Origin of the sequence: Shinella sedimenti (assembly GCF_022601905.1) — a bacterium.
GTDB lineage: Bacteria > Pseudomonadota > Alphaproteobacteria > Rhizobiales > Rhizobiaceae > Shinella > Shinella sedimenti.
Genome location: NZ_JAKVIN010000001.1, coordinates 616,893 through 642,717, shown reverse-complemented (window position 1 = coordinate 642,717; position 25,825 = coordinate 616,893). Strand labels below are relative to the sequence as shown.

At 62.3% G+C, this 25,825-nt stretch carries 28 protein-coding genes; 7 read left to right on the top strand and 21 right to left on the bottom strand.

What is annotated here, in order from left to right; genetic code table 11:
* The first annotated feature begins 109 nt into the window (after window positions 1-109).
* On the top strand, window positions 110-997 hold the full coding sequence (locus tag MKI86_RS03240; RefSeq protein ID WP_241597126.1) for an ABC transporter permease: 888 nt from the start codon (window positions 110-112) through the stop codon (window positions 995-997).
* Window positions 998-1,058: 61 nt separating this feature from the next.
* On the opposite strand, the gene MKI86_RS03235 is transcribed toward MKI86_RS03240, so the two are convergent.
* Window positions 1,059-1,454 (bottom strand): DoxX family protein, encoded by a 396-nt coding sequence (locus MKI86_RS03235; protein ID WP_241597124.1) that lies wholly within the window; start codon window positions 1,452-1,454, stop codon window positions 1,059-1,061.
* A gap of 149 nt (window positions 1,455-1,603) precedes the next feature.
* Complete coding sequence (locus tag MKI86_RS03230; protein ID WP_241597122.1) at window positions 1,604-2,617, bottom strand: zinc-binding alcohol dehydrogenase family protein; 1,014 nt, start codon at window positions 2,615-2,617, stop codon at window positions 1,604-1,606.
* Window positions 2,618-2,718: 101 nt separating this feature from the next.
* Here MKI86_RS03230 and MKI86_RS03225 point away from each other — a divergent pair, with 101 nt between their 5' ends.
* Window positions 2,719-3,123, top strand: coding sequence for a winged helix-turn-helix transcriptional regulator (locus MKI86_RS03225; RefSeq protein WP_241597119.1), 405 nt, complete (start codon window positions 2,719-2,721; stop codon window positions 3,121-3,123).
* Between the two features lie 24 nt (window positions 3,124-3,147).
* Here MKI86_RS03225 and MKI86_RS03220 read toward each other — a convergent pair whose 3' ends face one another.
* On the bottom strand, window positions 3,148-4,386 hold the full coding sequence (locus MKI86_RS03220; protein ID WP_241597116.1) for an MFS transporter: 1,239 nt from the start codon (window positions 4,384-4,386) through the stop codon (window positions 3,148-3,150).
* Between the two features lie 345 nt (window positions 4,387-4,731).
* Between MKI86_RS03220 and MKI86_RS03215 the strand changes: the two genes are divergently transcribed.
* On the top strand, window positions 4,732-5,670 hold the full coding sequence (locus MKI86_RS03215) for a diacylglycerol/lipid kinase family protein (protein ID WP_241597113.1): 939 nt from the start codon (window positions 4,732-4,734) through the stop codon (window positions 5,668-5,670).
* A 57-nt stretch (window positions 5,671-5,727) separates the two neighbouring features.
* Here MKI86_RS03215 and MKI86_RS03210 read toward each other — a convergent pair whose 3' ends face one another.
* Window positions 5,728-7,098 carry a glutamine synthetase family protein gene (locus MKI86_RS03210; protein WP_241597111.1) on the bottom strand — a complete coding sequence of 457 codons (1,371 nt, stop codon included), beginning with the start codon at window positions 7,096-7,098 and terminating at the stop codon, window positions 5,728-5,730.
* 149 nt (window positions 7,099-7,247) lie between these two features.
* Here MKI86_RS03210 and MKI86_RS03205 point away from each other — a divergent pair, with 149 nt between their 5' ends.
* Window positions 7,248-8,621, top strand: coding sequence for an aspartate aminotransferase family protein (locus MKI86_RS03205; protein ID WP_241597107.1), 1,374 nt, complete (start codon window positions 7,248-7,250; stop codon window positions 8,619-8,621).
* Window positions 8,622-8,624: 3 nt separating this feature from the next.
* On the opposite strand, the gene MKI86_RS03200 is transcribed toward MKI86_RS03205, so the two are convergent.
* The 8 genes from MKI86_RS03200 to MKI86_RS03165 form a co-directional block, all read right to left on the bottom strand.
* On the bottom strand, window positions 8,625-9,368 hold the full coding sequence (locus MKI86_RS03200) for a ChbG/HpnK family deacetylase (protein ID WP_241597104.1): 744 nt from the start codon (window positions 9,366-9,368) through the stop codon (window positions 8,625-8,627).
* 18 nt (window positions 9,369-9,386) lie between these two features.
* On the bottom strand, window positions 9,387-10,889 hold the full coding sequence (locus MKI86_RS03195) for a glycosyltransferase family 39 protein (RefSeq protein WP_241597101.1): 1,503 nt from the start codon (window positions 10,887-10,889) through the stop codon (window positions 9,387-9,389).
* Window positions 10,890-11,900: a glycosyltransferase family 2 protein gene (locus MKI86_RS03190; protein ID WP_241597097.1), complete on the bottom strand. Its 1,011-nt coding sequence runs from the start codon at window positions 11,898-11,900 to the stop codon at window positions 10,890-10,892.
* Entirely contained in the window at window positions 11,897-12,304 is a 408-nt protein-coding gene (locus MKI86_RS03185) for a GtrA family protein (RefSeq protein ID WP_241597094.1), read from the bottom strand. The genes MKI86_RS03190 and MKI86_RS03185 overlap by 4 nt, the downstream gene beginning before the upstream one ends.
* Before the next feature lie 147 nt (window positions 12,305-12,451).
* Entirely contained in the window at window positions 12,452-13,954 is a 1,503-nt protein-coding gene (locus MKI86_RS03180) for an AMP nucleosidase (RefSeq protein WP_241597091.1), read from the bottom strand.
* Window positions 13,955-14,014: 60 nt separating this feature from the next.
* The gene (locus MKI86_RS03175; RefSeq protein ID WP_241597088.1) at window positions 14,015-14,335 is read right to left on the bottom strand and encodes a YnfA family protein; all 321 of its coding nucleotides are present in this window, start codon (window positions 14,333-14,335) and stop codon (window positions 14,015-14,017) included.
* 67 nt (window positions 14,336-14,402) lie between these two features.
* Window positions 14,403-14,579, bottom strand: a complete 177-nt coding sequence (locus tag MKI86_RS03170) for a hypothetical protein (RefSeq protein WP_241597085.1) — start codon at window positions 14,577-14,579, stop codon at window positions 14,403-14,405.
* 26 nt (window positions 14,580-14,605) lie between these two features.
* Entirely contained in the window at window positions 14,606-14,770 is a 165-nt protein-coding gene (locus MKI86_RS03165) for a hypothetical protein (protein WP_241597084.1), read from the bottom strand.
* Between the two features lie 165 nt (window positions 14,771-14,935).
* Here MKI86_RS03165 and MKI86_RS03160 point away from each other — a divergent pair, with 165 nt between their 5' ends.
* On the top strand, window positions 14,936-15,637 hold the full coding sequence (locus MKI86_RS03160; protein ID WP_241597082.1) for a glutathione S-transferase N-terminal domain-containing protein: 702 nt from the start codon (window positions 14,936-14,938) through the stop codon (window positions 15,635-15,637).
* Between the two features lie 45 nt (window positions 15,638-15,682).
* Here the strand turns inward: MKI86_RS03160 and MKI86_RS03155 are convergent, their stop codons facing one another.
* Entirely contained in the window at window positions 15,683-16,024 is a 342-nt protein-coding gene (locus MKI86_RS03155; protein ID WP_241597080.1) for a DUF2147 domain-containing protein, read from the bottom strand.
* Window positions 16,025-16,487: 463 nt separating this feature from the next.
* Between MKI86_RS03155 and MKI86_RS03150 the strand changes: the two genes are divergently transcribed.
* On the top strand, window positions 16,488-16,757 hold the full coding sequence (locus MKI86_RS03150; protein ID WP_241597077.1) for an SEL1-like repeat protein: 270 nt from the start codon (window positions 16,488-16,490) through the stop codon (window positions 16,755-16,757).
* 99 nt (window positions 16,758-16,856) lie between these two features.
* On the opposite strand, the gene MKI86_RS03145 is transcribed toward MKI86_RS03150, so the two are convergent.
* From MKI86_RS03145 to MKI86_RS03130, 4 genes are all read right to left on the bottom strand, one after another.
* Entirely contained in the window at window positions 16,857-17,969 is a 1,113-nt protein-coding gene (locus MKI86_RS03145; protein ID WP_241597073.1) for a pyridoxal phosphate-dependent aminotransferase, read from the bottom strand.
* Window positions 17,970-18,054: 85 nt separating this feature from the next.
* Window positions 18,055-18,480 carry a PilZ domain-containing protein gene (locus MKI86_RS03140; RefSeq protein ID WP_241597070.1) on the bottom strand — a complete coding sequence of 142 codons (426 nt, stop codon included), beginning with the start codon at window positions 18,478-18,480 and terminating at the stop codon, window positions 18,055-18,057.
* A gap of 121 nt (window positions 18,481-18,601) precedes the next feature.
* Window positions 18,602-18,958 (bottom strand): hypothetical protein, encoded by a 357-nt coding sequence (locus MKI86_RS03135; protein ID WP_241597067.1) that lies wholly within the window; start codon window positions 18,956-18,958, stop codon window positions 18,602-18,604.
* Between the two features lie 119 nt (window positions 18,959-19,077).
* Complete coding sequence (locus MKI86_RS03130; protein WP_241597064.1) at window positions 19,078-20,301, bottom strand: acyl-CoA dehydrogenase; 1,224 nt, start codon at window positions 20,299-20,301, stop codon at window positions 19,078-19,080.
* 229 nt (window positions 20,302-20,530) lie between these two features.
* Here MKI86_RS03130 and MKI86_RS03125 point away from each other — a divergent pair, with 229 nt between their 5' ends.
* Complete coding sequence (locus MKI86_RS03125; protein ID WP_241597061.1) at window positions 20,531-21,559, top strand: extracellular catalytic domain type 1 short-chain-length polyhydroxyalkanoate depolymerase; 1,029 nt, start codon at window positions 20,531-20,533, stop codon at window positions 21,557-21,559.
* Window positions 21,560-21,611: 52 nt separating this feature from the next.
* Here MKI86_RS03125 and MKI86_RS03120 read toward each other — a convergent pair whose 3' ends face one another.
* The 4 genes from MKI86_RS03120 to iolD all read right to left on the bottom strand — a co-directional run bounded on the left by MKI86_RS03120 (window position 21,612) and on the right by iolD (window position 25,817).
* Window positions 21,612-22,112 carry a hypothetical protein gene (locus MKI86_RS03120; protein WP_241597059.1) on the bottom strand — a complete coding sequence of 167 codons (501 nt, stop codon included), beginning with the start codon at window positions 22,110-22,112 and terminating at the stop codon, window positions 21,612-21,614.
* Entirely contained in the window at window positions 22,113-22,907 is a 795-nt protein-coding gene (gene iolB / locus MKI86_RS03115) for a 5-deoxy-glucuronate isomerase (RefSeq protein ID WP_241597057.1), read from the bottom strand. It lies immediately after the preceding gene.
* Between the two features lie 36 nt (window positions 22,908-22,943).
* Window positions 22,944-23,861: a myo-inosose-2 dehydratase gene (gene iolE, locus MKI86_RS03110; protein WP_241597055.1), complete on the bottom strand. Its 918-nt coding sequence runs from the start codon at window positions 23,859-23,861 to the stop codon at window positions 22,944-22,946.
* 105 nt (window positions 23,862-23,966) lie between these two features.
* Window positions 23,967-25,817, bottom strand: coding sequence for a 3D-(3,5/4)-trihydroxycyclohexane-1,2-dione acylhydrolase (decyclizing) (iolD, locus tag MKI86_RS03105; protein ID WP_241597053.1), 1,851 nt, complete (start codon window positions 25,815-25,817; stop codon window positions 23,967-23,969).
* Window positions 25,818-25,825: the final 8 nt, after the last annotated feature.

The following is a 25,825-nucleotide window of genomic DNA, read 5'->3' as shown; positions in this document are numbered from 1 at the left end:
TCGTTTCGATGCATGCCCATGGCGCAAATCGATGCGCACTTTCCTTCGGCATGCATCAGGGTTGGGCTCGCAAACCGGCACAAGACCGGTGGAGCGGAAGGGGATTGATATGGAATGGTTGACAAAATTTCCGACGATGGACGCGGGATCACTTCGCGATCTGAAAAAGGCGATCGATGAAGGCTTCCGCGGTTTCACGCGCGCCTATGGCGACAGCATCGAATCCCTTTTCGAGCCGTTGCAGCATTTTCTGATCTGGTCCGAGCGCTTCATGACGCGCACACCTTGGCCGATCATCCTCATTCTCATTGCCCTGATCGCATGGTTTGCCAGCCGCAACTGGAAGATCGTCGTCGGTGCAATCGCCACGCTTCTCGTGATCGGCTATCTCGACATGTGGGACGATACGATGAAGACGGTCTCGATGATCTTCGTCTGTACGGTCCTCTCCATCGTCATCGGCATACCGATCGGCATTCTGATGTCGCGCTCCGACAGGTTCCAGAACGTCATCAATCCGATCCTCGACGTGATGCAGACGATGCCGAGTTTCGTCTATCTCATTCCCGTGGTCATGCTGCTCGGCATCGGCAAGGTGCCCGGCCTGATCGCCGTGGTGATCTATGCCATTCCGCCGATGATCCGCCTCACCAATCTCGGTATCCGCCTGGTGGACAAGGATGTGCTGGAGGCTGCCGACGCGTTCGGGTCTTCGGGTTGGCAGAAGCTGAAGAACGTGCAGATGCCGCTGGCGCTGCCCACCATCATGGCCGGCATCAACCAGACGATCATGATGGCGCTCGCCATGGTGGTCATCGCCTCGATGATCGGCGTGCAGGGCCTTGGCCAGCCGGTGCTGAAGGCCATCTCCAACCAGTACTTCACGCTCGGCATCTTCAATGGTCTGGCCATCGTCGGCATCGCGATCATCTTCGACCGCGTCAGCCAGGCCTTCGGCAAGCGCCTGCAGAAGCATCGCGAGATCGTTCACGGCTGATCCGGAACCGGTCCGCAAGACAAGGGGCGCCCCGGCAAAGGCCGTGGGCGCCCTTTCTCGTTCAGCGGGCCGTCTTCCAGGCGACGACCATCAGGGCGCCGATGACGGTGATGTGTTCCATCACGATATAGAACTCGACGGTGCGCATCGGCTCTTCCATGGTCCAGAAATTGTGGGCCAGCGGAATGGTCAGTGCAGTGAAGACGGCGAGCATGCCGGCCCCAAGCCATGTCCAGCGGTTGGCGATGATGAGCGCCGAACCGACGAGCTGGACCACCGCGGTGGCGATATTGAAGAGGGCGGGCGGCTCGAGGCCGAAATGGGCCATCTCGGCCACGCCGCCATTGAAGTCGGCCAGCTTGGCGATGCCGGACAACCAGAACATGGATGTAAGGACGAGGCGGGCAACGAAGCCGAAGGCACGGCTGCCGGTAATGCTTTCGACGAAGGCGGTCATTCTTGTCTCTCCGATGACATGGCCACGACGGGCCGGTTCGCCCGCTCCCGCACGCCTTTCGACAGCGGGAGCGGTACGATCCTGTCTAGCAGAGATTCGGTGCGGGTTGTGCTGCCCGAAAAATAACCCTCGTAAATTTCAGAGGCGTGTCAGAAGCCCTCCAGCACCAGCTTGCCGCGGGTCCGGCCGCTCTCGATCTGAGCATGTGCCTTGCGCAGGTTCTCCGCGTTGATTGTGCCGACCGTCTCGGCGAGTGTCGTGCGGATCTTGCCGTCATCGACCAGCTGCGACACCGCGTTCAGCAGATTGTGCTGCTCGATCATATCAGGTGTCTGGAAGAGCGGACGCGTGAACATCAGTTCCCAATGGGTTGACACCGCCTTGCGCTTGAAGGGCATGACATCGAGCGTGGCGGGGTCGTCGATCAGACCGAAACGGCCCTGCGGTGCAATGGTCTCGACGATGGCGGGCAGGTGCTGCGCGGTGTTGGTGGTGGAGAACACGAAGGCTGGCGCCCCGATGCCGAGTGCCTCCACTTCCGCCGCCAGCGGTTTGCTGTGGTCGACGACGTGGTGCGCGCCGAGCTCCTTCACCCATGCTGCCGTCTCGGGCCGGGACGCCGTGGCGATGACAGCGAGATCCGTGAGGCTGCGGGCGAGCTGCACGGCGATAGAACCGACGCCGCCGGCACCGCCGATGATGAGGATGGCGCTGGCGGCACCGGACACGCCGTCGCGCACCTTCAGCCGGTCGAACAGCATTTCCCAGGCCGTGATGGCGGTGAGCGGCAATGCCGCGGCGGCAGCGAAGCCGAGCGAGGCGGGCTTGCGGCCGACGATACGCTCATCGACGAGGTGGAATTCGGCATTCGTGCCGGGCCGGTCGATGGAGCCGGCGTAAAAGACGGCGTCGCCGGGCTTGAACAGGGTCACATCCGGTCCGACAGCCTTGACGATGCCGGCGGCGTCGAAGCCCAGAACGCGCCATTCGCCCTCCGGTGGCGCTGCCTTGCTGCGAACCTTTGTATCGACCGGGTTCACAGAAACGGCCTTGATCTCGACCAAGAGGTCGCGGCCCAGCGGTTCGGGCGTCGGCAGTTCGATATCGACAAGGGCGGTTTCGGCGGCGATGGGCTGTGGGGTCTGGTAGGCGGTGGCGCGCATCGTGGGTTCCTTTCGCGTTGAATGGAAACTAGATGAAGGGTAGCGTCGCTTTGCGCAAGAATGCACAAATAGTGTCCATAGTATCGAAAAGGATACCGTCGATGTCGCGTCCACGCGCCAAGCTCACCAGCAATTTCCCGGGTTGTCCCGTGGAATCGGCCCTGTCGTTTCTTGATGGAAAATGGAAAGGCGTGATCCTCTTTCACCTTATGGACGGCAAGCTGCGCTTCAACGAACTGCGCCGCAAGCTTCCGAGCGTCACGCAGCGCATGCTGACCAAGCAACTGCGCGAGCTGGAGGAGGCGGGTATCGTGTCGCGCACCGTTTTCCCCGTCGTCCCGCCGCGCGTCGATTATGAGCTGACGGCCATCGGGGGCAGTCTCAAGCCTGTCATCATGGCGCTTGCGGCGTGGGGCGCACGCAATGTCATCTGCGACAACGGCCGCAACGTCATCCGCCTTGCTGATGAAAAGGAAACGGCGTCCCCGGGAAGGGACGCCGCCTGAAGGTTGGCGATGGATCGGAGGCTTTCACTCCGCCGGGCAGGCCGGGGATGCGGCGCGCTCCGCCTTTTCGAGCGCAAGCGAGACGAGGAAGACGCCGAAGCCGATTACGGCCGTTGCAGCCCCCACGAAGCCCATCGATTCGTAGCCGTACCCGGCATTGATCGCCATGCCGCCAAACAGTGCGCCGAGCGCATTGGCGATGTTGAAGGCGGAGTGATTGAGGGCGGCGGCCAGCGTCTGCGCGTCGCCGGCCACATCCATCAGGCGCGTCTGCAAGGCGGGGCCAACCACGAAACTGCACCCGATAAGGAAGCAGCACAGCCCGAGCAGCACGGGATTGTGCGCCACCAGGGACAGGGCGACGAGAACCCCGAAATACAGGACCAGCGACCAGCCGATGGTGCGCATCAACGAGAGATCGGCAAGCTTGGCGCCGAAAAGGTTGCCGACGATCATGCCCGCGCCGAAGATCGCCATATAGACCGGCACCATGCCGACATTGAGCCGGGCCACGTCGGTCACGATCGGCGAAATATAGGTGAAGACCGCGAACATGCCGCAAAAGCCGGTAGCGGCGATGCCGAGCGTCAGCCAGACTTGCTTGCGCTTGAGCGCGCCGAGTTCCGTCAGGGCGTTCACGCCCTTGGGCGCCTTGTCGCGCGGCAGGAAGGTTGCGATCAGCCCGATCGTCAGAAGCCCCGTTACGCCGACGGCGACGAACATGAACTGCCAGTTGAGGATCTGCCCGAAAAAGGCGGCAAGCGGCGTGCCGATCAGGGTCGAGACCGTCAGGCCCAGCATGACCTTGCCGACCGCTTGCGTGCGCTTGTTGACCGGCACCATGGAGGCCGCGACAAGTGCTGCCACGCCGAAATAGGCGCCATGCGGCAGGCCGGAGAGAAACCGGAACAGCATGAAGCTGTGGAAGCTTGGGGCAGCCGCGCTTGCAAGATTGCCGGCGGCGAAAACGCCCATCAGCACCAGCAGGAGGTCGCGGCGGCGAAAGCGCGCGCCGATGACAGCAATGAAAGGCGCGCCGACCACGACGCCGAAGGCATAGGCGCTGATGACATGCCCCGCCGTTGCATTGCTGACGCCGAACGTGCCCGCGACATCGGGCAGGAGGCCCATGATGGCGAACTCGCCCGTGCCGATGCCGAAGCTGCCCACGGCGAGCGCCAGGATGATGAGGGTGACGGTCAACGCCGGAAGTGGCGGCTGCCCGGAGGAGAGGGCGGCATCGGGCAGTTTATGTTCGGACACGGTGGCTCCGCAGGATGTGGCCATGCGGCACATCCGGCCACGAACCCTCACAAGGGCGGCCACTCCTCCTGGCTGCTTTGCGGTGCGGTTCGGCCGGGTTGGCCGCAATGGGGATAGATTCAGGCCGGCAGGCGTCTTCCCGACGCACGCGGCTGCCTGAGATATATCAAAACAGGTGCGGATGCCTACTGTGATTTTTCGCCCGCACCGGTTGAGCGGTGCACGCCGACTTCACGATTTATTGCATTCCCTTTCCTGACCGCCTGTGAATCGCCGCTTTCTCCCCTATCTAATGCAGCCATAGAGAGCCTTCAGGCGTTCTCGGCCAGGATGCGGAGTAGACGAATGAGAGTTCAGGCGATTTTCAACCGGGATGGCGGAACGTTTCGGACCACCGACATGGAGGCCTATGCCCGCCATGCGGAAGAGGTCTTCGCCGCGGCGGGGCACCATCTCGACTGTGACATCGTCGAAAGCTCCGATATCGAGATGGTGCTGCGCCGCTGCGCGGAACGCACGGATCTGGACGCGATGCTGGCCGGTGGCGGCGATGGCACGATCTCTGCTGCTGCCGGGCTTGCCTGGCAGAGCGGCATGCCGCTCGGCATCATCCCGGCCGGCACGATGAACCTCTTTGCCCGTTCGCTGAAGATCCCGCTCGATATCTGGGAGGCGATCGATGCGCTGGCGGATGGTGATATCGCCGCTGCCGATATCGGCACGGCGGACGACCGGCCCTTCGTGCATCAGTTTTCCGCAGGCCTCCACGCCCGCATGGTGCGCCTGCGCAATGCCATGACCTACCGCTCGCGTGTGGGAAAGATCGTCGCCAACACGCGCGCTGCCTTTGGCGTGATCTTCGATCCGCCCGAATTCGAGGTGGAGTTCGAGGTCGACGGCGTTGCGGAAAGTCGCAAGGTCTCGGCCATCAATGTCTCCAACAACCGGTTCGGCGACAATGGCCTGCTCTATGCGGATGATCTGTCCGGCGGACATCTCGGTTTCTATACCACCGGCCCGTTGAAGCCGGCCGGCGTTGCGCGCCTTGCCTTCGATATCCTGCGTGGCAAGCTGCGCGAGAACGCCGATGTGCGCGAAATGACCGGCCGCGAAGTCGAATTGCATTTCCCGCGGGTCGATCGGTCGATCAACTGTGTGATCGACGGCGAGTTGTTGCCGATGGATCGCGACGTCTCGATCCGCCTGCATCCCGGCGAACTCAAGGTGATCGTGCCGAAGGTGCAGGCCGGCAACATGTCCACGACGGAGACGGCGGCGGCTTAAGAAAAGGCACGGCCCGGCACTATCCTTTTCCGCAAGCGGAAAATGAGCCCGAACCTCTCAGATCCGTGGCAGATAGGTCTGGTAGTCGAAATCCGAGACGGTGCGCAGATAGGTGATGGCTTCCTTGCGCTTCGTGTCGCCATAGAGCTTCTGGTAGGCTTCGCCAAAGGCGTCATTGATGAAGGGCGAGGCCGAGAACTCTTCCACCGCTGTCAGGAAGTCGTGCGTCAGGCGCTTGGCGTTTGGCACGTCCTTGCCCGGCTCCGTCACCGGGCCGGGGTCGAGTTCGTTGTCCAGCCCGAGCAGGATGCCGCCGAGGATCGCTGTCAGCAGCAGGTAGGGGTTCACGTCGGCACCCGCCACGCGGTGCTCGACACGCGCCGCCGGGCCGTCCTTGTCGGGAATGCGGATGGCGGTGCCGCGATGGCCGAAGCCCCAGGTCAGATCGACAGGTGCAAACGAGCCCGGCTGGAAACGCCGGTAGGAGTTGGCGAACGGCGCGAAGACGAGCTGCGCATCGCGCATCGTCTGCAGCATGCCCGCGCAGATCGATTTCAGCTTCACCGGATCGCGGCCCTTGGCGTCGAGGATGTTGTTGCCGTCCTTGTCGATGACGCTGCAATGCACATGCAGGCCGGAGCCTGCGTGCTCGGCATAGGGCTTCGCCATGCAGGTGGATTTCAGCCCGAAGCGGCGTGCGGCCTGCTCGGCGATGCGCTTCAGGTAGATGCAGTCGTCGGCGGCGGCAAGCGCATCGGGGCGGTGCAGCAGGTTGATCTCGAACTGGCCGGGGCCGAATTCCGCTGTCGTGGCGTCCGCCGGCAGATCCATCTCCTTCGCCCAGGCGCGTACCGTCTGGATATAGCCGTCCAGCGCATCGGTGGCGCGCATGTCGTAAAGCTGGAAGCCGTTCGGCTCGTCGCGATACATCAACGCCGCCGGCGGGCGCGGCTTGCCGGTTTCGCGCCAGTCGTCCTCGACGACGTAGAATTCGAGCTCGGTCGCGACGACGGGTGTCAGCCCGCGGTCCTCGAAGCGCTTCACCATGCGGGTAAGAATGGCGCGCGGGTCCATGAAGGAGGCGGTGCCGTCGAATTCGTGCATGGTGGCCAGCACCTGGCGTGATCCTTCGGGTGCCCAGGGCATCGACGTCAGAGAACGCCTGTCGGGAATGCACACGCCATCGGGGTCGCCGACGGACAGCGACAGGCCGGTAATGTCGTCGTTATCGTCGCCCCAGATGTCGAGCGACTGGGTGGAGGAGGGCAGGCGGACCGAGCCATCCCAGATCTTCTTCTCGGCTTCGGGCGGAATCTGCTTGCCACGCAGGTCGCCGTTCATGCCGACGAGAAGGATTTCGATACGGGCCTGGGAATTGGTGGGCGCGTTGACTGGCGGCGAACCGGCAGCCTTCTTGTCGTTTGTCATGGTGCCTGCTTTTGGTTTGGCGGGAAGCACCGACAGGAAATTTTGCTCGCGCAGCATCTCTTGCCAAATGCCTGTTACATGGGCATTTTCGTAACCCATTCTGTCCCGTCGTTCAATAAGGCGGGTTCCACCTGCAAGGATGTATTCAAATGTCGCAGACCAGTGCAGCAGCCGTTTCGAACCTCGGTGCCCTCGATGCCGCCCACCATCTTCATCCGTTCTCGGACATGAAGAAACTGAACGCGGCCGGCACCCGCATCATCGAGCGCGGCGAGGGCTGCTACATCTTCGACAACCACGGCAAGCGCTATCTCGACGGCTTTGCCGGACTGTGGTGCGTGAACATCGGTTATGGCCGCAAGGAAATCGCCGATGCCGTCGTGCGGCAGATGAACGAGCTGCCCTATTACAACACCTTCTTCGGCACCACGACGCCGCCGGCCGTGCTGCTCGCGCAGAAGATCACGTCGCATGCCGGCCCCAACATCAACCGCGTCTTCTTCACCGGTTCGGGGTCGGAGGCCAACGACACCTGGTTTCGCATGGCTCGCGTCTACTGGGGCGCTATGGGCAAGCCGAGCAAGAAAGCGATCATCGCCCGCAAGAACGGCTATCACGGCTCCACTGTCGCCGGCGCCTCGCTCGGCGGCATGAAGTGGATGCACGAGCAGGGCGATCTGCCGATTGCCGGCATCCATCACATCGACCAGCCCTTCTGGTACGGCGAGGGCGGTGATCTCTCCTCCGACGAATTCGGCCTGAAAATGGCCCGCCAACTGGAAGAGAAGATCGATGAGCTCGGCGAGGACAACGTCGCCGCCTTCGTCGCCGAGCCGATCCAGGGCGCGGGCGGCGTTATCGTGCCCCCGGCCACCTACTGGCCGGAAATCGCCCGCATCTGCAAGGCGCGTAACATCCTGCTCGTCACCGATGAAGTCATCTGCGGTTTCGGCCGCACAGGCCATTGGTTCGGCCACCAGCATTTCGGCGTCGAGCCGGATCTGGCCCCCATCGCCAAGGGCCTTTCCTCCGGCTATCTGCCGATCGGCGGCGTCATGGTATCCGATCGCGTGGGCAATGTTCTGGTCGAGGAAGTCGGCGATTTCAACCACGGCTTCACCTATTCCGGTCATCCGGTCTGCGCCGCCGCAGCGCTGGAAAACCTCCGCATCATCGAGGATGAGAAGCTTGTCGAGCGCGTGCACGACGATATCGGCCCCTATCTTGCCGCCGGCCTGAAGTCACTTGAGGATCTGCCGATCGTCGGTGAAGTCCAGCAGGTCGGCCTGATGGCCGCCGTCCAGCTCGCCGAGGACAAGACGACGCGCAAGCGCTTCGAGGACAAGGAAAAGGCCGGCGTCACCGTGCGCAACCATTGCCTGGACAACGGCCTCGTGCTCCGCGCCACCGGCGACCGCATGCTCTTCTCCCCGCCGCTCGTCATCACCCACGCCGAAGTCGACCAGATGATCGAGATCACCCGCAAGGGCCTGGAACATGCCTGGACGGTGATGAAGGGCTGAGGTTCAGGCCTGAAGCGAAAGGATTTCCGCTTCCACGACACGGCTTTGCGGTGAATGGCCGGGGCATTGGCTCCGGTCATCGGCGCTTCCCGGATGGACCATCATCAATGTGCCCGTGGCGCGCGCGCTCAGGAGCCTGGGTAGCCATCGCGCGACGGCGTCCGGCCTGTCGAGCGGCAGGAAGCCGGAAAAATCGCTGTTCGTCTTCCAGCCCGCCCTGCGGAACGTCCTTGCCGCGAAATGTGCGAGGATCATGATCAGGACGGTCTTTGGCCCACCTGCGCGCATGTTGAGCATACGGCCAGCCCATGTCCGGGGCAGCGGCACACGAACCCAGACGCCATGTTCTCGGGGCAGCGTTGCCGCAATCCGGTCAAGACCGGGGAAGCAATGGCAGTGCTGGTGGCCGTCATAGTAGTCAGGCAGAAAGCCGAGGGTGGTGCGGAACGTTTCCGCTTGTCCGTGAAAGGCGCTTTGTGCCTCCTGCGGCAATCGTCCAGTGAGACACAGCCGAAGCAGTTCATCGAGCGGCCGATGAAAGTGACTGCCTGAAAAGCCGTGCGTGAGATTGAGATGCAGCCCCACAGCCGCGCCGCGCTCCCGCAACTGGCGTAACCGTTCAATGTCCAGCGGGTCGATGTCGCCGTCGATCATGACTGAGGTGCCGTCGATCTTCCCCCTTTCGAGAAGACCGAGGATCACTTTGTCATGGTCCCGGCCGAGACCGAAGTCGTCTGCAATCAGCATGCGCACCTGCCCTGGCCATCATCTGGGCCAGACATACACCACCGACATCTGAAATGGCAGCTTGCGGGGGAAGCGTATGCCTGAACGTGCGATCGTGAAGGTGGCCGCTTCCGATTGCAATCCATGAAGCGATGCCCAAATCTTCGCGTCCTCTATGCAGTCCGATGCGTCGGAGCCAACGGCCTGAACAGGGCAGGCGATGATACCGGCTTCGTTCCTCCAGTTCCCACGCTCCGGATAGTAGGACGGCAACGCATGAGGCGGTGCAGGCAGCGCCTCTATCGGCATCGGGGAAAAGAATGCGATCATCGCAGCGAGATTGCCACTTGAGACCCAGGAAAGCGGCATGTTGTGGCGCGTGTTCCAATGTTCGACGGCCGCCACGGCCTGTTCCTGTTCCGGGCGGTAGTAATTCACGTTGTCGCTGTAGGCGTCCATCGTTGCCGCGATGACGCTGCCAACGAGCATGATCGGCCAGATGAAGCGAAAGCCTGCAATGATCTTCGGCCCGTTTTCCTGCACAAGCCGCTGGTCGGCATTGGCTATGCCATAAAGCATGAAAGCGAAACCGATCGGGATAGCCCAGGGCGTCGACAGTTCGACGAGGCCCACGACTGCAAAGAAAAGCGTCAACAGCCATGGGCCGAGGGCCAGTACACCGAGAAGAGCATTATCGCGGGGCAATCGCGCCAACTGCGCGCAGCGGCTGAGGAAGGAGCCCTTGACGAGAAAAAGCCCGGCCAGGATGAACGGAATTGGCCAATAGAAGAGAGGGGCCGCGATGAATTTCGCGATGTAGTAGATACGCGCGCCGATCGGGTCGTCTCCCGCCTGCTCGCGGGCATAGGCGAGGGCGTCCTGATGCGCCATCAGCCATAGAATGTGCGGTGTGGTCACGGCAAGATAGACGGCAATGGCGATCCACGGCGTCGCCGTCCGCCAGAGCCAGCGCTGGTTCGACAGGAACGTGAAGGCAAAAAGCGGCAGGATGAGAACGATGGAGTAGTATTTGCTGAGCATGGCAAGCCCGGCAAGCACGCCAAAGAGCGCGGCGTGGACGATGCGCTTTCCACCCTGCTCGGATGTCGCCTTTACGAACGCCCAGGCCGTCCAGGGCCAGATCGAAAGACATATCGCGTTCATGTTGAGCTTGTCGGAAAGCGTCACATACGGAAACGCCAGCGCTCCCAGGGCAAGCGCGACAAGCACCTGGAGATCTCCCAGACGCAGCGCGCGGCCGAGCGCGAGGATACCCAGCATAGCCACGGCGAGATTGGCGGCAGACAGCAGATAGAACGAGGCTACGGTCTGAGGCGCGACCAGAAACCAGATCTTGGCCATCCACGGCAGGAATTGCGGATGCTTGCTCGATCCCGCCAGCCAGTGCTGCGACCAGGCGTAGACTTCGACCATGTCGCCATAGCGATCGAGATTGGGCTTGGCGATGAGGATCATGATCCACCAGACGAAGCAGTGAACCACGACGAAGAGTGCCGGCCTGGAGGAGAAGGTCTTGAACATTCAGGAGGAGATTTCTGTCTGTGCGGACGACGCCGTGTCCTTGGCCGGCGGTGATATCACACGCGTCTCAGCCAGGATGTAGGGGGGCCGTCGCTTCGCTTCGAGTACGGTCTTGCCGATATATTCGCCGAGCAGGCCGAGGAAGATCATCTGCATGCCGCCGAAGAAGGCCATCAGCGCCAGAACGGAGGCGATGCCGATGCTGCTGGAGGTGAAGAACAGCCGCTCGACGACGATGTAGATGCCGTAGACCGCGCTGACGCAGGCAATGACGAGCCCGGCCAGCGCCATCAGGCGCAGGGGGGCGGTGGTAAAGCTCGTCATGGCGTCGAACGACATCGCCACGAGCCGTGCACCATTGAAGCTCGTGGTGCCGCGCTCGCGTGGCGGTGGCGTGAGCGGCAGGCCGCGCTGGGCGAAGCCGACCCATCCGTAAAGGCCCTTCATAAAGCGCTGGCTTTCCGGTAGCAAGCGCAGCGCGTTGGCGTAGCGCCGGCTGATGAGCCGGAAGTCGCCCGCATTTTCGGTGATCGAAAAACGGGCGCCCCGGTTCATGACCCAGTAGAAGACATGCGAGAGTGCGGCTTTGAGGACGCCTTCCGAAGCCCGGCGATGCTCCTTGTAGGTGAAGACGCTATCGACGCTCTCGGTTTTCCAGACGCGCACCAGCTCGAAGAGAAGTTCAGGCGGATGCTGAAGATCGGCATCCATCATGATGATCGCGTCGGCATCGGTCGCGGCATCGATGCCGGCGGACAGGGCAGCTTCCTTGCCGAAATTACGCGAGAACTGCAGGAGCGTGACGCTTTGTCCGCCGTAATCGAGTGCGCCGAGAGCATCGAAGCTTCCGTCGGAACTGCCATCATCGATAAAGATATAACGGATAGTGTCGATACCGAATTCATGGCGAATGCGTTCGCAAACCGTGTTCAGACGGCTGACGAGATAAGAGAGATTCTCCGCCTCGTTGAAGATCGGAACAACGATGGACAGGCTCTGGTCGCAGGTCATTTGCGTCCTTTCATGAAGACCAGCATCGACGAGGCTGCGAAGTTGGCGACGGAGACGACGACGATGGCCACTGCCGCCGCAATAAAGACGGGAAGCCTCGCGGCAATGAGCAGTTCGAGGATCGCGACCCGTAACGCCAGGATAACCGCTGCGAGCATCATGAATTTGACGTAGCGCTTCATCCATCCCGCCCCGGATGTGCGGAAGGTGATCCTGTCGTGATAGAGGAAGACGATGGAGGCGCTGAGCACCATGGAAACGCTCAGAGCAACGGAGGGCGGCGTGCCCAGAAAGCCATTGGCGCACAGCGTCACCACGTAATCGATAATCGCGCCGACCACCGAGCCGCCACTGAAAACCAGAAAATTCCTGACGGTGGAAAAGGTCTTTTGAAAGTCGGGCATGGGCGGTAAATCGGCTGTGCGAGAACCCGCAGAAAGGCGTTGTGGCGCGCATCGCTGAAGGCAGAGAGCGTCGGGATGAAAAATATCCCAACGCACTCAAGTTAAGGGCTAGTAGACCTTATGGGTGTGCCTGTCCACTGCCGTTTTTCACTGAAACGCCGTCTCGAAGAAGCTTCTGAGTTTGCGGGAATGCAGCTTTTCCGTCGGCATGCCGGCGAGTTTTTCCAGGGCGCGGATGCCGATGCGCAGGTGCTGGTTGACCTGGGTGCGGTAGAAGGCCGTGGCCATGCCGGGAAGTTTCAGCTCGCCGTGCAGCGGCTTGTCGGAAACACACAGCAGCGTGCCGTAGGGCACACGGAAGCGGAAGCCGTTGGCGGCAATGGTCGCCGATTCCATATCGAGCGCGATGGCGCGGGACTGGGAGAGGCGTTTGACCGGCCCGCGCTGGTCGCGCAGTTCCCAGTTGCGGTTATCGATCGTCGCCACGGTTCCGGTGCGCATAATGCGCTTGAGGTCATAGCCTTCGAGGCCGGTGACCTCCTCCACGGCGCCTTCCAGCGCGACCTGGATTTCGGCCAGCGCCGGGATCGGCACCCAGACGGGCAGGTCGTCGTCCAGCACGTGGTCCTCGCGCACATAGGCATGCGCCAGCACGTAATCGCCCAGGGTCTGGCTGTTGCGCAGGCCCGCGCAGTGGCCAAGCATCAGCCAGGCGTGCGGGCGCAGCACCGCGATATGGTCGGTGATCGTCTTGGCGTTGGACGGGCCGACGCCGATATTGACCATGGTGATGCCGCCATGGCCTTTCTTCTTGATGTGATAGGCCGGCATCTGCGGCAGGCGGCCGGGGGTGATGTCCGGGTCCGGCCTGTCGGAGCCGGCGTGTGTGATGATGTTGCCCGGCTCGATGAAGGCCGTATAGCCATTGCCGCCCTCGGCCATCTGCTGGCGGGCCCATTCGCAGAATTCGTCGATATAGAACTGGTAGTTCGTAAACAGCACGAAGTTCTGGAAATGTGTGGCGCTCGTGGCCGTGTAGTGGCTGAGGCGGGCAAGCGAATAGTCGATGCGCTGTGCGGTGAAGGGCGCAAGCGGCGAGGGCTCGCCGGGGCCGGGCTCATAGGCACCGTTGGCGATTTCGTCATCGGTGTTCGAAAGGTCGGGCGCATCGAAGAGGTCGCGCAGCGGCAGGTCGATGCCGCCGGCCACGTCCGCTTCTACATGCGCGCCTTCCCCGAAGGCGAAATGCAGCGGGATCGGTGTGGTCGATTCCGACACGATGACCCGCACGCCGTGATTGCGCATGAGAAGCCCGAGCTGTTCGATCAGGTAATGGCGGAACAGTTTCGGGCGGGTGATGGTCGTCGTGTAGACACCGGGCGAAGCGACATAACCATAGGAAAGGCGTGAATCGACATGGCCGAAGCTGGTCGTCTCGATGCTCACCTGCGGATAGCAGGCACGAAAGCGCGTCTGCGGCGCGCCGATGCCGGCAAGCGAGGAAAAGGCATCGGTCAGGAAGCTCGTATTGCGGTCGTAGAGCGCTTCGAGCGCATCGACGGCGGCCACCGGATCATCGAAGGATTTGGCCTCGTAGGCGGCGGGCGTGGCGTAGGAAAGCGGCTTGGGCGAGAAGATTCGTTTGCTCATGAATCACTATAGGTGTTGTCTTTTGACAAGCAAACGACAACTTCAGCGCGCCTGCAAGCCTTATCGCGGTGCGGCGAGGATCACACCGGCACCGACGAGCGCCAGTGTCGCGCCGGCAAGGTCGAAGCGATCCGGCCGCATGCCCTCGGCAACCCACAGCCAGAGCAGTGATGCCGCAATGTAGACCCCGCCATAGGCGGCATAGGCGCGTCCCGCAAACGCGCTGTCGGCCTGCGTCAGAAGCCATCCGAACAGCGCGAGAGAAGCCATGCCGTGAAGGAGCCACAGAATGGACTTGTCCAGCCGCCACCAAGCCCAGAAGGCAAAGCAGCCGGCGATTTCGGCTAGGGCGGCGACGGAAAAGAGAAGGAGGGATTTCATCCGGCGCTCCGCGAAGACGTCAACGTCTCCCCGTTTAGCACGGATCAACCGGCTGGGAAGGCCGGCGTCAGCTCATCGACTGGCGCTGGAGGGTGACGAAGAGAACGAGGCCGGCGCCCTGCTTTTCGATGCCGAGGCCGCCGGCATTGCTCCAGGCGAGACCGCCGACCGGCGCGATCATCATCGCCGAGAGGGCGAGGATGCGCAGAAGCGTCGCGGCGGTGTGGGTAAGGGCGGCGGTCATCGTGAGGTCCGTCTTTCGGTTCAGTATCAGATAGAGGCGCGGCACATCTGCGGTGCGGAGCATGCGACAAGCTTGCCGTTGGCATTGTGGGTGCCGCGGCGGTAGTCGGTCTCGACGGCAGCAGCGAGCATGATCGCGAAGATCGCCATCAGAAGCGTGATGATCGTGAGGCGGCGAGCGAGAATGTCCATTGTCTTGTCCCTGACGCAGAATGTTGCTGTGACGCCTTTGTCGCATTCTGGGACTGAACGCTCCCTGAGAGGCCGGTTCATCTCCTGTTCAGAAAAGGTGTGAATGTGCCTTGAAGCGGCGCAGGGCACCCTCTACGTGTTGAACAGCACGAAGGAGAGACCGAAATGACCGCGCCGATCGAAGTCTATTACTGGCCGACACCCAATGGCTACAAAGTCACGATCATGCTGGAGGAACTGGGTGTTCCTTATGATGTCCGCTACATCAATATCGGCAAGGGTGAGCAGTTCGCCCCTGACTTCCTGAAGATCGCGCCCAACAACCGCATGCCGGCGATCATCGATCCGGACGGACCTGATGGTGCGCCGATCTCGATCTTCGAGTCCGGTGCGATCCTGCAATATCTCGGTCGCAAATATGGACAGTTCTATCCGGCGGACGAGCGCCGGCGCGTCGAGGTCGATCAATGGCTGTTCTGGCAAATGGGCGGACTTGGACCGATGGCCGGACAGGCACATCATTTCCGGGACTACGCACCTGAAAAGATTGCCTACGGCATCGATCGCTACACCAATGAGGTGAACCGCCTCTATGGCGTGATGAACCGGCGGCTTGCCGATCGCGAATATCTGGCTGGGGATTACTCCATCGCCGATATGGCATGCGTCGGCTGGGTGCGATCCTACGAAAAGCAGGGACAGGATCTTAACGACTTTCCGAATCTCAAGCGGTGGTTCGAGACGTTGATGGCGCGACCGGCTGTCGAGCGCGGCATTGCGGTCGGCCAGGAAGAGCGGGCCCGTCAGGCCAACCTTGCCGAGGACAAGGAAGCGCAGAAGATCCTGTTCGGCCAGCGCGCCCAATAATCGAAGACGGCAAAGCCGGCGCCTGGCGCCGGCTTTTCGGTTTCCTCAGAGCCGTGTCCAGGTCTGAGACTTGCACAGAACCGCCAGCACGCAGCCTTTCATGCGCAGTGAACTGCCGGTGACCGTGCCCGAGCCGCTATAGGTCTTGTCGGTTTCCGGGTCAGTGATCGATCCGCTGTAATCGGTGCCGGCACCATTCATCTGGCCGATGCGCTTGCCGGCATGTTTTCCCGTCTTCAAGGTAATGCAGAAGCCGCCGCCGCATTTGGCGATCGCGGCGGTCGCGCCGCTCGCCGTCTTCCAGTTGCCCTCGATGGGCTCGGCGGCATGGGTAACGGCAGCAGGCATGGCCAGAAGCGCCGCAATGAGCAAGGTCCTCAGTTTCATTCTCTTCCTCCTCCAGAATGAGCGCGCAGAATATCTTACGCAAACGTAAAGGTAAATATGCGCGAAAGCCGGAATCCGGCGCCTCCAAAGGGGGAAGAGCCTCAAATCTTGCTGATCGCAAAATCACTGCCGTTCGCCGTGGTTAGCGAAGCGTTGAAATCGCCGTTTGAACAATCGGTAAATTTTGAAGCAAATCCGCCGGATTTCAGAGGGTCCGATGTTTAACGAAAACCCAATTTTACCAAGCGTTTGGATTTTGTTTGTCTCAAATTAAGCATGCCTTTTAAGCGCATTTTGAAGGCCCCGCGGCATAGTGGAGCCATAAGACGAGCACGGAATAACCGGCCGGCAAAACTCTCAGGGAAGACCAAAGCCGCGAAGACGGCAGGCGCCAGGAGAGGCCCGAAAGGGCAGGTAAAACAGGACAAAAGAACAGTAAACCAGTCAGACAGGGACTATCGAAATGGCACGCTTTGATTTTCAGAATACCGAAACGGCCGCCATGACTGGCGGTGAAAACCGCGCCGAAACCTTCTGTGACATGGGCCTGATGTATGCGACGGGCCGCGGTTGCGATATCGACGTGGTGCAGGCCCACAAATGGCTCAACATCGCCGCGATCAAGGGCTGCGACCGCGCCGCTGAACTGCGCGCCGATCTTGCCGCGACAATGACGAAGACAGATCTCGCCATGGCGCTGCGCGCCGCCCGCGAGTGGATGACGCTTCACTGATAAGACAGGCCTGAACAGGCATTCGCCAAGCCTCCCGGAGACCCACGGCAACCGGCGCCAGAACCGGAGTTCCGTTGGCCTCGTCGGGAGGCTTGGCGTTTATGCCAGCTTTTTCAGCACTTTGGGCAGGGCTTCTTCCAGCAGGGCCATGTCGCTTTCCATTCCCGTGCTGATGCGAATGCATCGGTTGAGGGGCGCAACGCCCGGCATGCGGATGAACACGCCATGCTCCATGAGCCCTTCGACGATGGCCTTGGCATGCGCGACGTCGCGGCCGCAGTCGATGGTGACGAAATTCGTGGCGGAGGGGAGTGGCGCAAGGCCGTTCGACTGCGCAATGGTGGTGATGCGCGCGCGCGATGCCGCGATGCGGCCGATCACATCCTTCAGATAGGCCTGGTCATCGAGTGCGGCCAGCGCTGCCGCGATCGACACCCGCGCCATGCCGAAATGGTGGCGGATCTTGTCGAAGGCCTGCGCATTGCCAAGCGTGCCGATGGCATAGCCCACACGCGCACCCGCCAGTCCGTAGGCCTTCGAGAAGGTGCGCATGCGCAGAATGTTCGGTTGGCCGATCAGCGCGGTAATGGACGGAATGGTTCCGGACGGCGCCGTCTCGCCGTAGGCCTCGTCCAGCACGAGCAGCGTCGTTTCCGGCAGAGCCTTCGCGAAGGCGACGACGCTGTCGGCATCCCACCAGCTGCCCATCGGATTATCGGGGTTCGCGAGGTAGACGAGCGGAGCATTTTCCCGCCGCACAGCATCCAGCAGACCGTCGAGATGCTCGCGGTCGCCCGCATAGGGCACCGTGACCAGCCGACCGCCATAGCCGTTCACATGATAGTTGAAGGTGGGATAGCCGCCGAGCGAGGTGACCACGGGCGTGCCCGGCTCCACGATCAGGCGCGCGATATCGCCGAGCAGACCATCTATGCCGCTGCCGATGGCGATGTTGTTGCGCGATATGCCGTGATGAAGGGCAAGCGCCTCCCTCAGCTCGAAATTCTCCGGGTCGCTGTACATCCATGTCGTCGTCGCTGCCGTGCGCATGGCCTCGATAACGGAGGGGGCTGGGCCGAAGCCGCTCTCATTGGCACCGATGCGGGCGCGGACCGCAAGGCCGCGGGTGCGTTCGATTGTTTCGGGGCCGACAAAGGGAACGGTGGAGGGCAGTGCCTGGGCAATGGCGGTAAAGCGGGAAAATGCGGACATGAAAACGCCTGGGATCGGTGAACGGACAAGGTGCCGGAATCGGCTTTGCCGGCACCCTAGCCAATAATCCCCGGTTGCGAAACGCTCAGGTGATGCGCGATCCCACGCCGCCCTTTTCGACACCCACCATGTAGCGCCGCTCCGGCACTTTCGGCTTGGCGGCACCGCCGGTGAAATAGTCGGCGCGCACGATGGTGTGCAACAGCTCCTCGTCGATTTCCTTGATGAACTGCACGCCGATGCGGCTGTCGGTGCGATAGACCTCGGCGCAGCCGATGCGCGACGTGACGCCGACGATGGAAAGATAATAGTGCAGCGGAAGGCCGATCGTCGTGGTGACGCTGAAGCTCGCGCCGCCCTGGGAGATGTCGATCAACTGGCAGCTACGCATCTTCGGCGCGCCCAGATCGAAGCCCACGGTCATCAGCATACCTTGCCGGTTGACCGCGTAACGCTCCCACTTGCGTTCATAAAGGCCCGCGGCGGAACGCGGATCGGCGCCAATGCTCATTGCGATACTCCCGAGGAGGACGATCATGTCCGACACAGATGAGGCAGTGTTGCAGCGGAGTATTTTGTTTCGCTGAAGCAAATTTTTAAAAGTTTAATCGACGCATATTTTGTGCGGCCGATCAGGCCTCATGCAGGTCGGCCGGCCGCCCCAGCACGACCTTGAGGAATTCCGTATCGAGGAACATGTTGAAACGCACGACCATCTCGTCGCCGTCGCGCTTGAACTCGGTGCAGGGAATGCCGTCGCGAATGCCCTGGATTTCCAGATAGAAGTTCTCGGGCAGCGTCAGCGTCCGATTGATGGAGAGCACCGCACCGGCACTCGAAATGCTGCGGATCAGGCAGGTGTAGCGCAACGCCGTGCTGAGGTGATGACCGATCGGCGTGATGAAGCCGGGCCGGTCCAGCCTGTACTGGACGAAACTGCGCTTGGGCTGGCGCGCATGGGCCTGTTCGTGGAGATGTTCGAGAGGCATGAAGCCCTCCCGCTTCTGTTGCCGGACTGGTACTGTACCGAAACGGGATGGAGAAAGCGTAAAAACGGCCGCCCGTATTCTAACGAGCGGCCGCCGAAATTGCGAAATGTCAGGTCAGCTTACTGGAAGGCCTGAAGACCAGTCTGCGCGCGTCCGAGGATCAGCGCATGGATGTCATGCGTGCCCTCATAGGTGTTGACGGCTTCAAGGTTCATGACGTGGCGGATGACGCCATATTCGTCCGAAACGCCGTTGCCGCCGTGCATGTCGCGCGAAACGCGGGCGATATCGAGCGCCTTGCCGCAATTGTTGCGCTTCATCAGCGAAATCAGCTCGGCAGGCGCGCGATGTTCGTCGAACAGGCGGCCAAGCCGCAGCGCGCCCTGCAGGCCGAGTGCGATTTCGGTCTCCATGTCGGCGAGCTTCTTCTGGATGAGCTGCGTTGCGGCGAGCGGCTTGCCGAACTGCTTGCGGTCGAGCGTATACTGGCGCGCGGCGTGCCAGCAGAATTCGGCGGCACCCATGGCGCCCCAGGCGATGCCGTAGCGGGCGCGGTTGAGGCAGCCGAACGGACCGGCAAGGCCCGACACTTCCGGCAGCAGGTTTTCTTCGGGCACGAAGACGTCCTGCATCATGATCATGCCGGTGACGGAGGCGCGCAGCGAGAACTTGCCGTCGATCTTCGGTGTTTCGAAGCCTTTCATGCCGCGTTCCAGCACGAAGCCCTTGATCTTGTTGTCATGCGCGTCGGACTTGGCCCAGACGACGGCAACATCGGCGATCGGCGAATTGGTGATCCAGTTCTTGGCGCCCGAGACGAGATAACCACCGTCGACCTTCTTCGCGCGGGTGATCATGGAGGAGGGGTCCGAGCCATGGTCGGGCTCCGTCAGTCCGAAGCAACCGACCCACTCGCCGGAAGCGAGTTTTGGCAGGTACTTCTTGCGGGTCTCTTCGGTGCCATAGGCGAAGATCGGGTGCATGACGAGCGAGGACTGCACGGACATGGCCGAGCGATAGCCCGAATCGACGCGCTCCACTTCGCGGGCGACGAGGCCGTAGGACACGTAGTTGGCGCCCACGCCGCCATACTCTTCCGGGATGGTCGGGCCGAGCAGGCCCAGTTCGCCCATCTCACTCATAATTTCGCGGTGGAAGATCTCATGGCGGTTGGCTTCGGTCACGCGGCTGGCGAGCTTGTCCTGGCAATAGGCGCGCGCCGTATCGCGGATCATGCGCTCTTCGTCCGTCAGCTGATCTTCAAGCAGGAAGGGATCGGCCCAGTCGAAGGGCGCCATCTTGGCGCGCGCCTGCTCGGGGGTGGCGCTGTGGTGCTCGCTCATGGGGTTCCTCCTGTCGCGGATCTGTCGTTGCAGAAGTGCTACATCAGCTTGACCGGGTTCGAAAGGCCGGGAACGAAATGCAGGGCGTTGCACTTTGGCTATTTATGAATGCCCTCATGAATCCGCAGAATGAGCCATCCCCGATATTTCGCCGCCTGTGCCTTGATCCTGCCGCGCGCACTGCGCAAGTAAACTGACGATGGGCAATTCCATGAAAGAGAGGCCAAGCATGCGGGATCGCTTCAAGCGGTCGGTCGAGCGACTGTTACCAGCCGAAACGCGGCTGGGAGACCTGTTCTGGCCGTTTCAGCCGACCACGGAACGCAGGACGCCGGCCGTGCGCCGCCGCGTGGACACAGGCTCGCCGCTTGTCGAGACGAGTGGTTTCGGCAGCAATCCCGGCGGCCTTCGCATGTTGCTGCATATCCCCGAGGGCCTGCCGGCCGGGCGCCCGCTCGTGCTGGTGCTGCACGGTTGCCGGCAGGATGCCGAAAGCTATGACCGCGCCGCCGGCTGGGCCTCGCTTGCCGATGAGCGTGGCTTTGCCGTCGTTTATGCCCAGCAGCGGGAGGCGAACAATCCGCGTCTGTGTTTCACCTGGTTTCGCCCGAGCGAGGTGACACGTGACCGCGGCGAACTCATGTCGATCCGCCAGATCGTGGCCCACGCTACGGAGCTTGCGGCAAGCGACCGGCAGCGCATTTTCATAACGGGCCTTTCGGCCGGCGGCGCCATGACGGCTGCGATGCTGGCGAACTACCCTGATGTCTTCGCGGGCGGCGCCATCATCGCTGGCCTCCCGTTCGGTGCCGCACGCGACGCCACCCGTGCCTTTGATGCGATGGCGCAGGCCCCGGATCATACGCCCCGCGCCTGGGCCGATCTCGTTCGCCTGGTCTCGCCGCGCATTCGCCGCAAGCCGTCGGTCTCGATCTGGCACGGCACTGCCGACGATACGGTCGCGCTTTCCAACGGCCTCGCGCTTGTCGAGCAATGGCGCGACCTCTACCGCCTGCCGAAGGATGCCTTCGTCGAAAAGCGCCTGAAAGGCCGCCGCATCCGGATCTGGCCGGACAAGGACGGCAAGCCGCTTGTCACCTTCCATGAAATCGACGGCATGGGTCACGGCACGCCGGTCATGTCGGGCGAGGGCGGCGGCTACGCGGCCTCACCGGAACCCTTCATGCTGGAGGCCGGCTTTTCCTCGACGCTCGAGATCGCCAAGGAATGGGGCATCACGCGCAAGTGGAAGCGCTGATCTTAAGCTCGCACGCGCTTTTCGTCTGATTGCCGCTGGCTGCGCGTGATATTCACATCTGGTGAATCGTGGAGCGATAAAAGACGTGGCGGAAAATCATTGGGAAGGCGACCGGTTTGACGGTCGGTGGGAAATCTTCCGGGACGAGCCCGATCACGGATGGATCCCGTGGCATGGCGGCCTGCCGCCGTTCACGACCGGCGATGTCGATGTGCGCCTGCGGTCCGGCCGCTTCATTTTCTATCGCGGTATCGTCCATATCGGGGGGCGGAAAAACGAGGGCGGCAACTGGGTTCATCTCGGTGAAATGACCGATATCGTCGCCTATCGCCGCCATCCCAAGGAGGCTTTCGCCAGAGACCGCGAGGAGATCATTCCCTTCTAGGCCGGCTTTCAGCCTGCGCTTCGTTTCTTCGCCCGGAAACGTGTCAAAGGGTTGAAAAATAAAGCCGATGGTATTCCGGCACCCGGTGCCGCCGCCAGCGAGATGGTCGGTGCAGGGCGATGTGATTGATTTCGTATTGCAATCCTGCGCGATGATTCTGGTGCACAATCACCCCAGCAGCCACTCATGCTCCTTGGCGTTGTGGAACTTCCAGACGCGCTTCGGACCGGCCATGACGTTCAGGTAATAGAGGTCGTAGCCGTGAATGGTCGCGCAGGGGTGATACCCCCTCGGCACCAGCGTCACGTCGCCATCCTCCACCGCCATGGCTTCGTCCAGAGAACGGTCGTCCGTATAGACGCGCTGGAAGGCGAAGCCCTGCGGCGGGTTGAGGCGGTGGTAGTAGGTCTCTTCCAGCAGGCTTTCGTTCGGCAGGTCGTCCCGGTCATGCTTGTGCGAGGGATAGGACGAGGTGTTGCCGTTCGGCGTGATGACTTCGACGACGAGCAGCGAATGGGCCGAATTGTCGTCTTCCGGCATGATGTTATGCACATGCCTGATATTCGAGCCCTTTCCGCGATGAAGCTGCGCATGGGTACCCGGGGGAATGGGCTTCGCCTTGTAATCGCCGCCGCCCGGGGCCGAGCAGACGGCGAGTTCCAGATCGGTCTCCGCCGTCACCGACCAGTTGGAATCGGCCGGGATATAGAGTGCGTGCGGTGCGCCTTCGAAGGGGCTCATGCGCTCGCCGAGCACGCCGAAATCCTCGCCGCCCGCCGTCGCCTTGCCCTTGCCGGAAACCCAGACGAGGCAGACCTCGCGGCTGCCCGTTTCCGCCGCCACGATCTCGCCGGGCTTCATGCGGTGCAGGTCGAAGCCGACATAGGTCCATCCGGCGCTTTCGGGCGTGACATGGCTGACGCGGCCGTGGGTGCCCTGGGGTTTGACGAGCAGGTTCGGCATGGGTTCGGTCCTTTCATTCAGGCGTGCGGCTAGGGCTTACCCTTTCGGAAATCCTTCCGTCTCGACAGTATAACCGGCGGCGGTCATCACGCGCATCAGTTCGGCATGGCCGACTTCAGCCATCTTCGCCGGTGGAGCCTTGCGCGGATCCTGCTCGGCTTCGACGACGAACCAGCCTTCATAGCCGTAGTCGGCAAAGCGCTGCACGATGGCGCCGAAATCGAGCGAGCCGTCGCCCGGAACGGTAAAGGCGCCGAGCGCCACCGCATCGAGGAAGGACTGTTTCGTGCGGTCGAGGCCATCCACGACCGACTGGCGGATATCCTTCACATGCACGTGGTTGATGCGGGCATGATGGTTGTCGATGGCGCGCAGCACGTCGCCGCCGGCAAAGGCGAGGTGGCCGGCATCGAGCAGCAGCGGAATGCCTTCGCTGGAATTCCTCATGAAGGCATCGAGTTCCGGCTCGGTCTCGACGACTGCGGCCATGTGGTGGTGGTAGGAGAGCGGCATGCCCTGTTCGGCGCACCATTCGCCGAAGGCGGTGAGGCGGCGACCATACGCCTTCATCTCGTCGTCGGAGAGGCGCGGCTTGGTGGCGAGCGGCTTGGAGCGGTCGCCCTGGATGGAGCGGCCGACTTCGCCATAGACGATGCAGGGCGCGTTGACGGCCTTGAACAGTTCGATCATCGGGGCGATGCGGTCCTTGTTGGCCGACAGTTCCTCATCGACCAGCGTGCCGGAAAACCAGCCGCCGCACAGCGTGACGTCGGCGGCGCGCAGGATCGGCAGCATTTCCTCCGGGCTGCTCGGAAAGCGGCGGCCCTGTTCCATGCCCGTGAAGCCGGCCGTGCGCGACTGGCGCAGGCACTCTTCGAGGGACACGTCGTCGCTCAGGTCCGGAAGATCGTCGTTCCACCAGGCGATGGGCGACATGCCGAGTTTGGCTTTCATGCGAGGCTCCATGGCGGGAGGCAACGGCCTCCCTGTCGATTGTCTTGTCCCATTCATTCTGCCTTCCTCTCGGGACAAGCCTGAGGGTGGCAGAGACGATACTTCCTAGCCCAAGGCCTGGGCTGCGCGGGCCTTCACATAGGCGATGCGCGCCTTGTTGACCTCGCTGCGGGGGCTGACTTCCGGCACCGCCACATCCCACCAATGGCCACCTTCCTCGGTGGTGATCAGCGGGTCGGTGTCGATGACGATGACCGAGGTGCGGTCGTTGCCCTTGCTCTGCTCGATGGCCGTTTCGAGATCGGCGATGGAGGACACCTTGACCGCGACCGCGCCCATGCTCTCGGCATGCGCCCGGAAGTCGATATCGGGCATCATCTCGATCATCGAGTCCTTGAGCAGATTGTTGAAGTTCGCGCCGCCGGTGCCCATCTGCAATCGGTTGATGCAACCGTAGCCGCGATTGTCGAGCACGATGATGGTCAGCTTCTGGCCGAGCATGATGGACGTCGAAAGCTCGGAATTCATCATCATGTAGGAGCCGTCGCCAACCATGACGACGACATCCGCCTCGGGCCGCGCCAGCTTCACCCCGAGCGCGCCGGCAATCTCGTAGCCCATGCAGGAAAAGCCGTATTCCATGTGGTAGCCGCCCGGCTTCTTCGCCTGCCACAGCTTGTGCAACTCGCCCGGCAGGCCACCGGCGGCGCAGACGAGGACGGAGTTCTCGCCGCCGATCGAACGCTGCACCGCACCGATGACCTGCGCGTCGGAAGGCAGGTCGGCATTGGTTGGTGCCGTCGCGCGGTTCGCCGCCGCCATCCATTCGCCCTTGCGGCTCTTGGCCGTCTGCGTGGAAGCCGAGGGTGCCGACCAGCCGCCTAGCGCTTGCGAAAGCAGCTTCAGGCCTTCCCGCGCATCCGCGACCAGCGGCTGGCTGTCATGCTTGGCGGCATCGAAGGGCGCGGTGTTGAGGCCGATCATCGTCACGCCGCCGTTCTTGAACAGCGCCCACGAACCCGTCGTGAAGTCCTGCAGGCGCGTGCCGACGGCGAGGATGACATCGGCTTCCTCCGCAAAGGCGTTGGCGGCCGAGGTGCCGGTCACGCCGACCGAGCCCATGCAGAGCGGATGATCGTCCGCAATGGCCGACTTGCCGGCCTGCGTGACAGCCACAGGAATGCCATGCGTTTCCGCGAAAGCCTGGAGCTCGGCGGTCGCCTGCGAATAGAGCACGCCGCCGCCGGCGATGATCAGCGGCTTTTGCGCCTTGCGCAGCGTTTCGATGGCCGCTGCCAGTTCGTCCGTGTCGGGGCGGGGGCGGCGGGTCGTCCAGACCTTTTCCTCGAACAGGCTGGCGGGATAGTCGTAGGCCTCGGCCTGCACGTCCTGGCAGAGTGAAAGCGTCACCGGCCCGCAATCGACCGGATCTGTCAGCACCTGCATGGCACGCTTGAGCGCCGAGATGATCTGCTCGGGCCGCGTGATCCGGTCGAAATAGCGCGACACGCAGCGGAAGGCATCGTTGACCGAAACCGTACCGTCGCCGAAATCCTCGATCTGCTGGAGAACCGGGTCTGGAATGCGGTTGGCGAAGATGTCGCCGGGCAGGAAGAGCACGGGCAGGCGGTTGACATGTGCAACACCCGCTGCCGTCACCATGTTGAGCGCGCCGGGGCCGATGGAGGTCGTGCAGGCCATGAAGCGCTGGCGGAAGCTCGCCTTGGCGAAGGCGACGGCGGCATGAGCCATGCCCTGCTCATTGTGGGCGCGCAGCGTCGGCAGTTCCTCACGTACCTGATAGAGCGCTTCGCCCATGCCCGCGACGTTGCCATGGCCGAAAATGCCCCAGACGCCCGCGAAGATCGGCACCGTCTTGCCGTCGATGATCGTCTTCTGCGCGTTCAGGAAATGCGCAACGGCCTGTGCCATCGTCAGCCGGATCGTCTTGCCCATGATGTTCC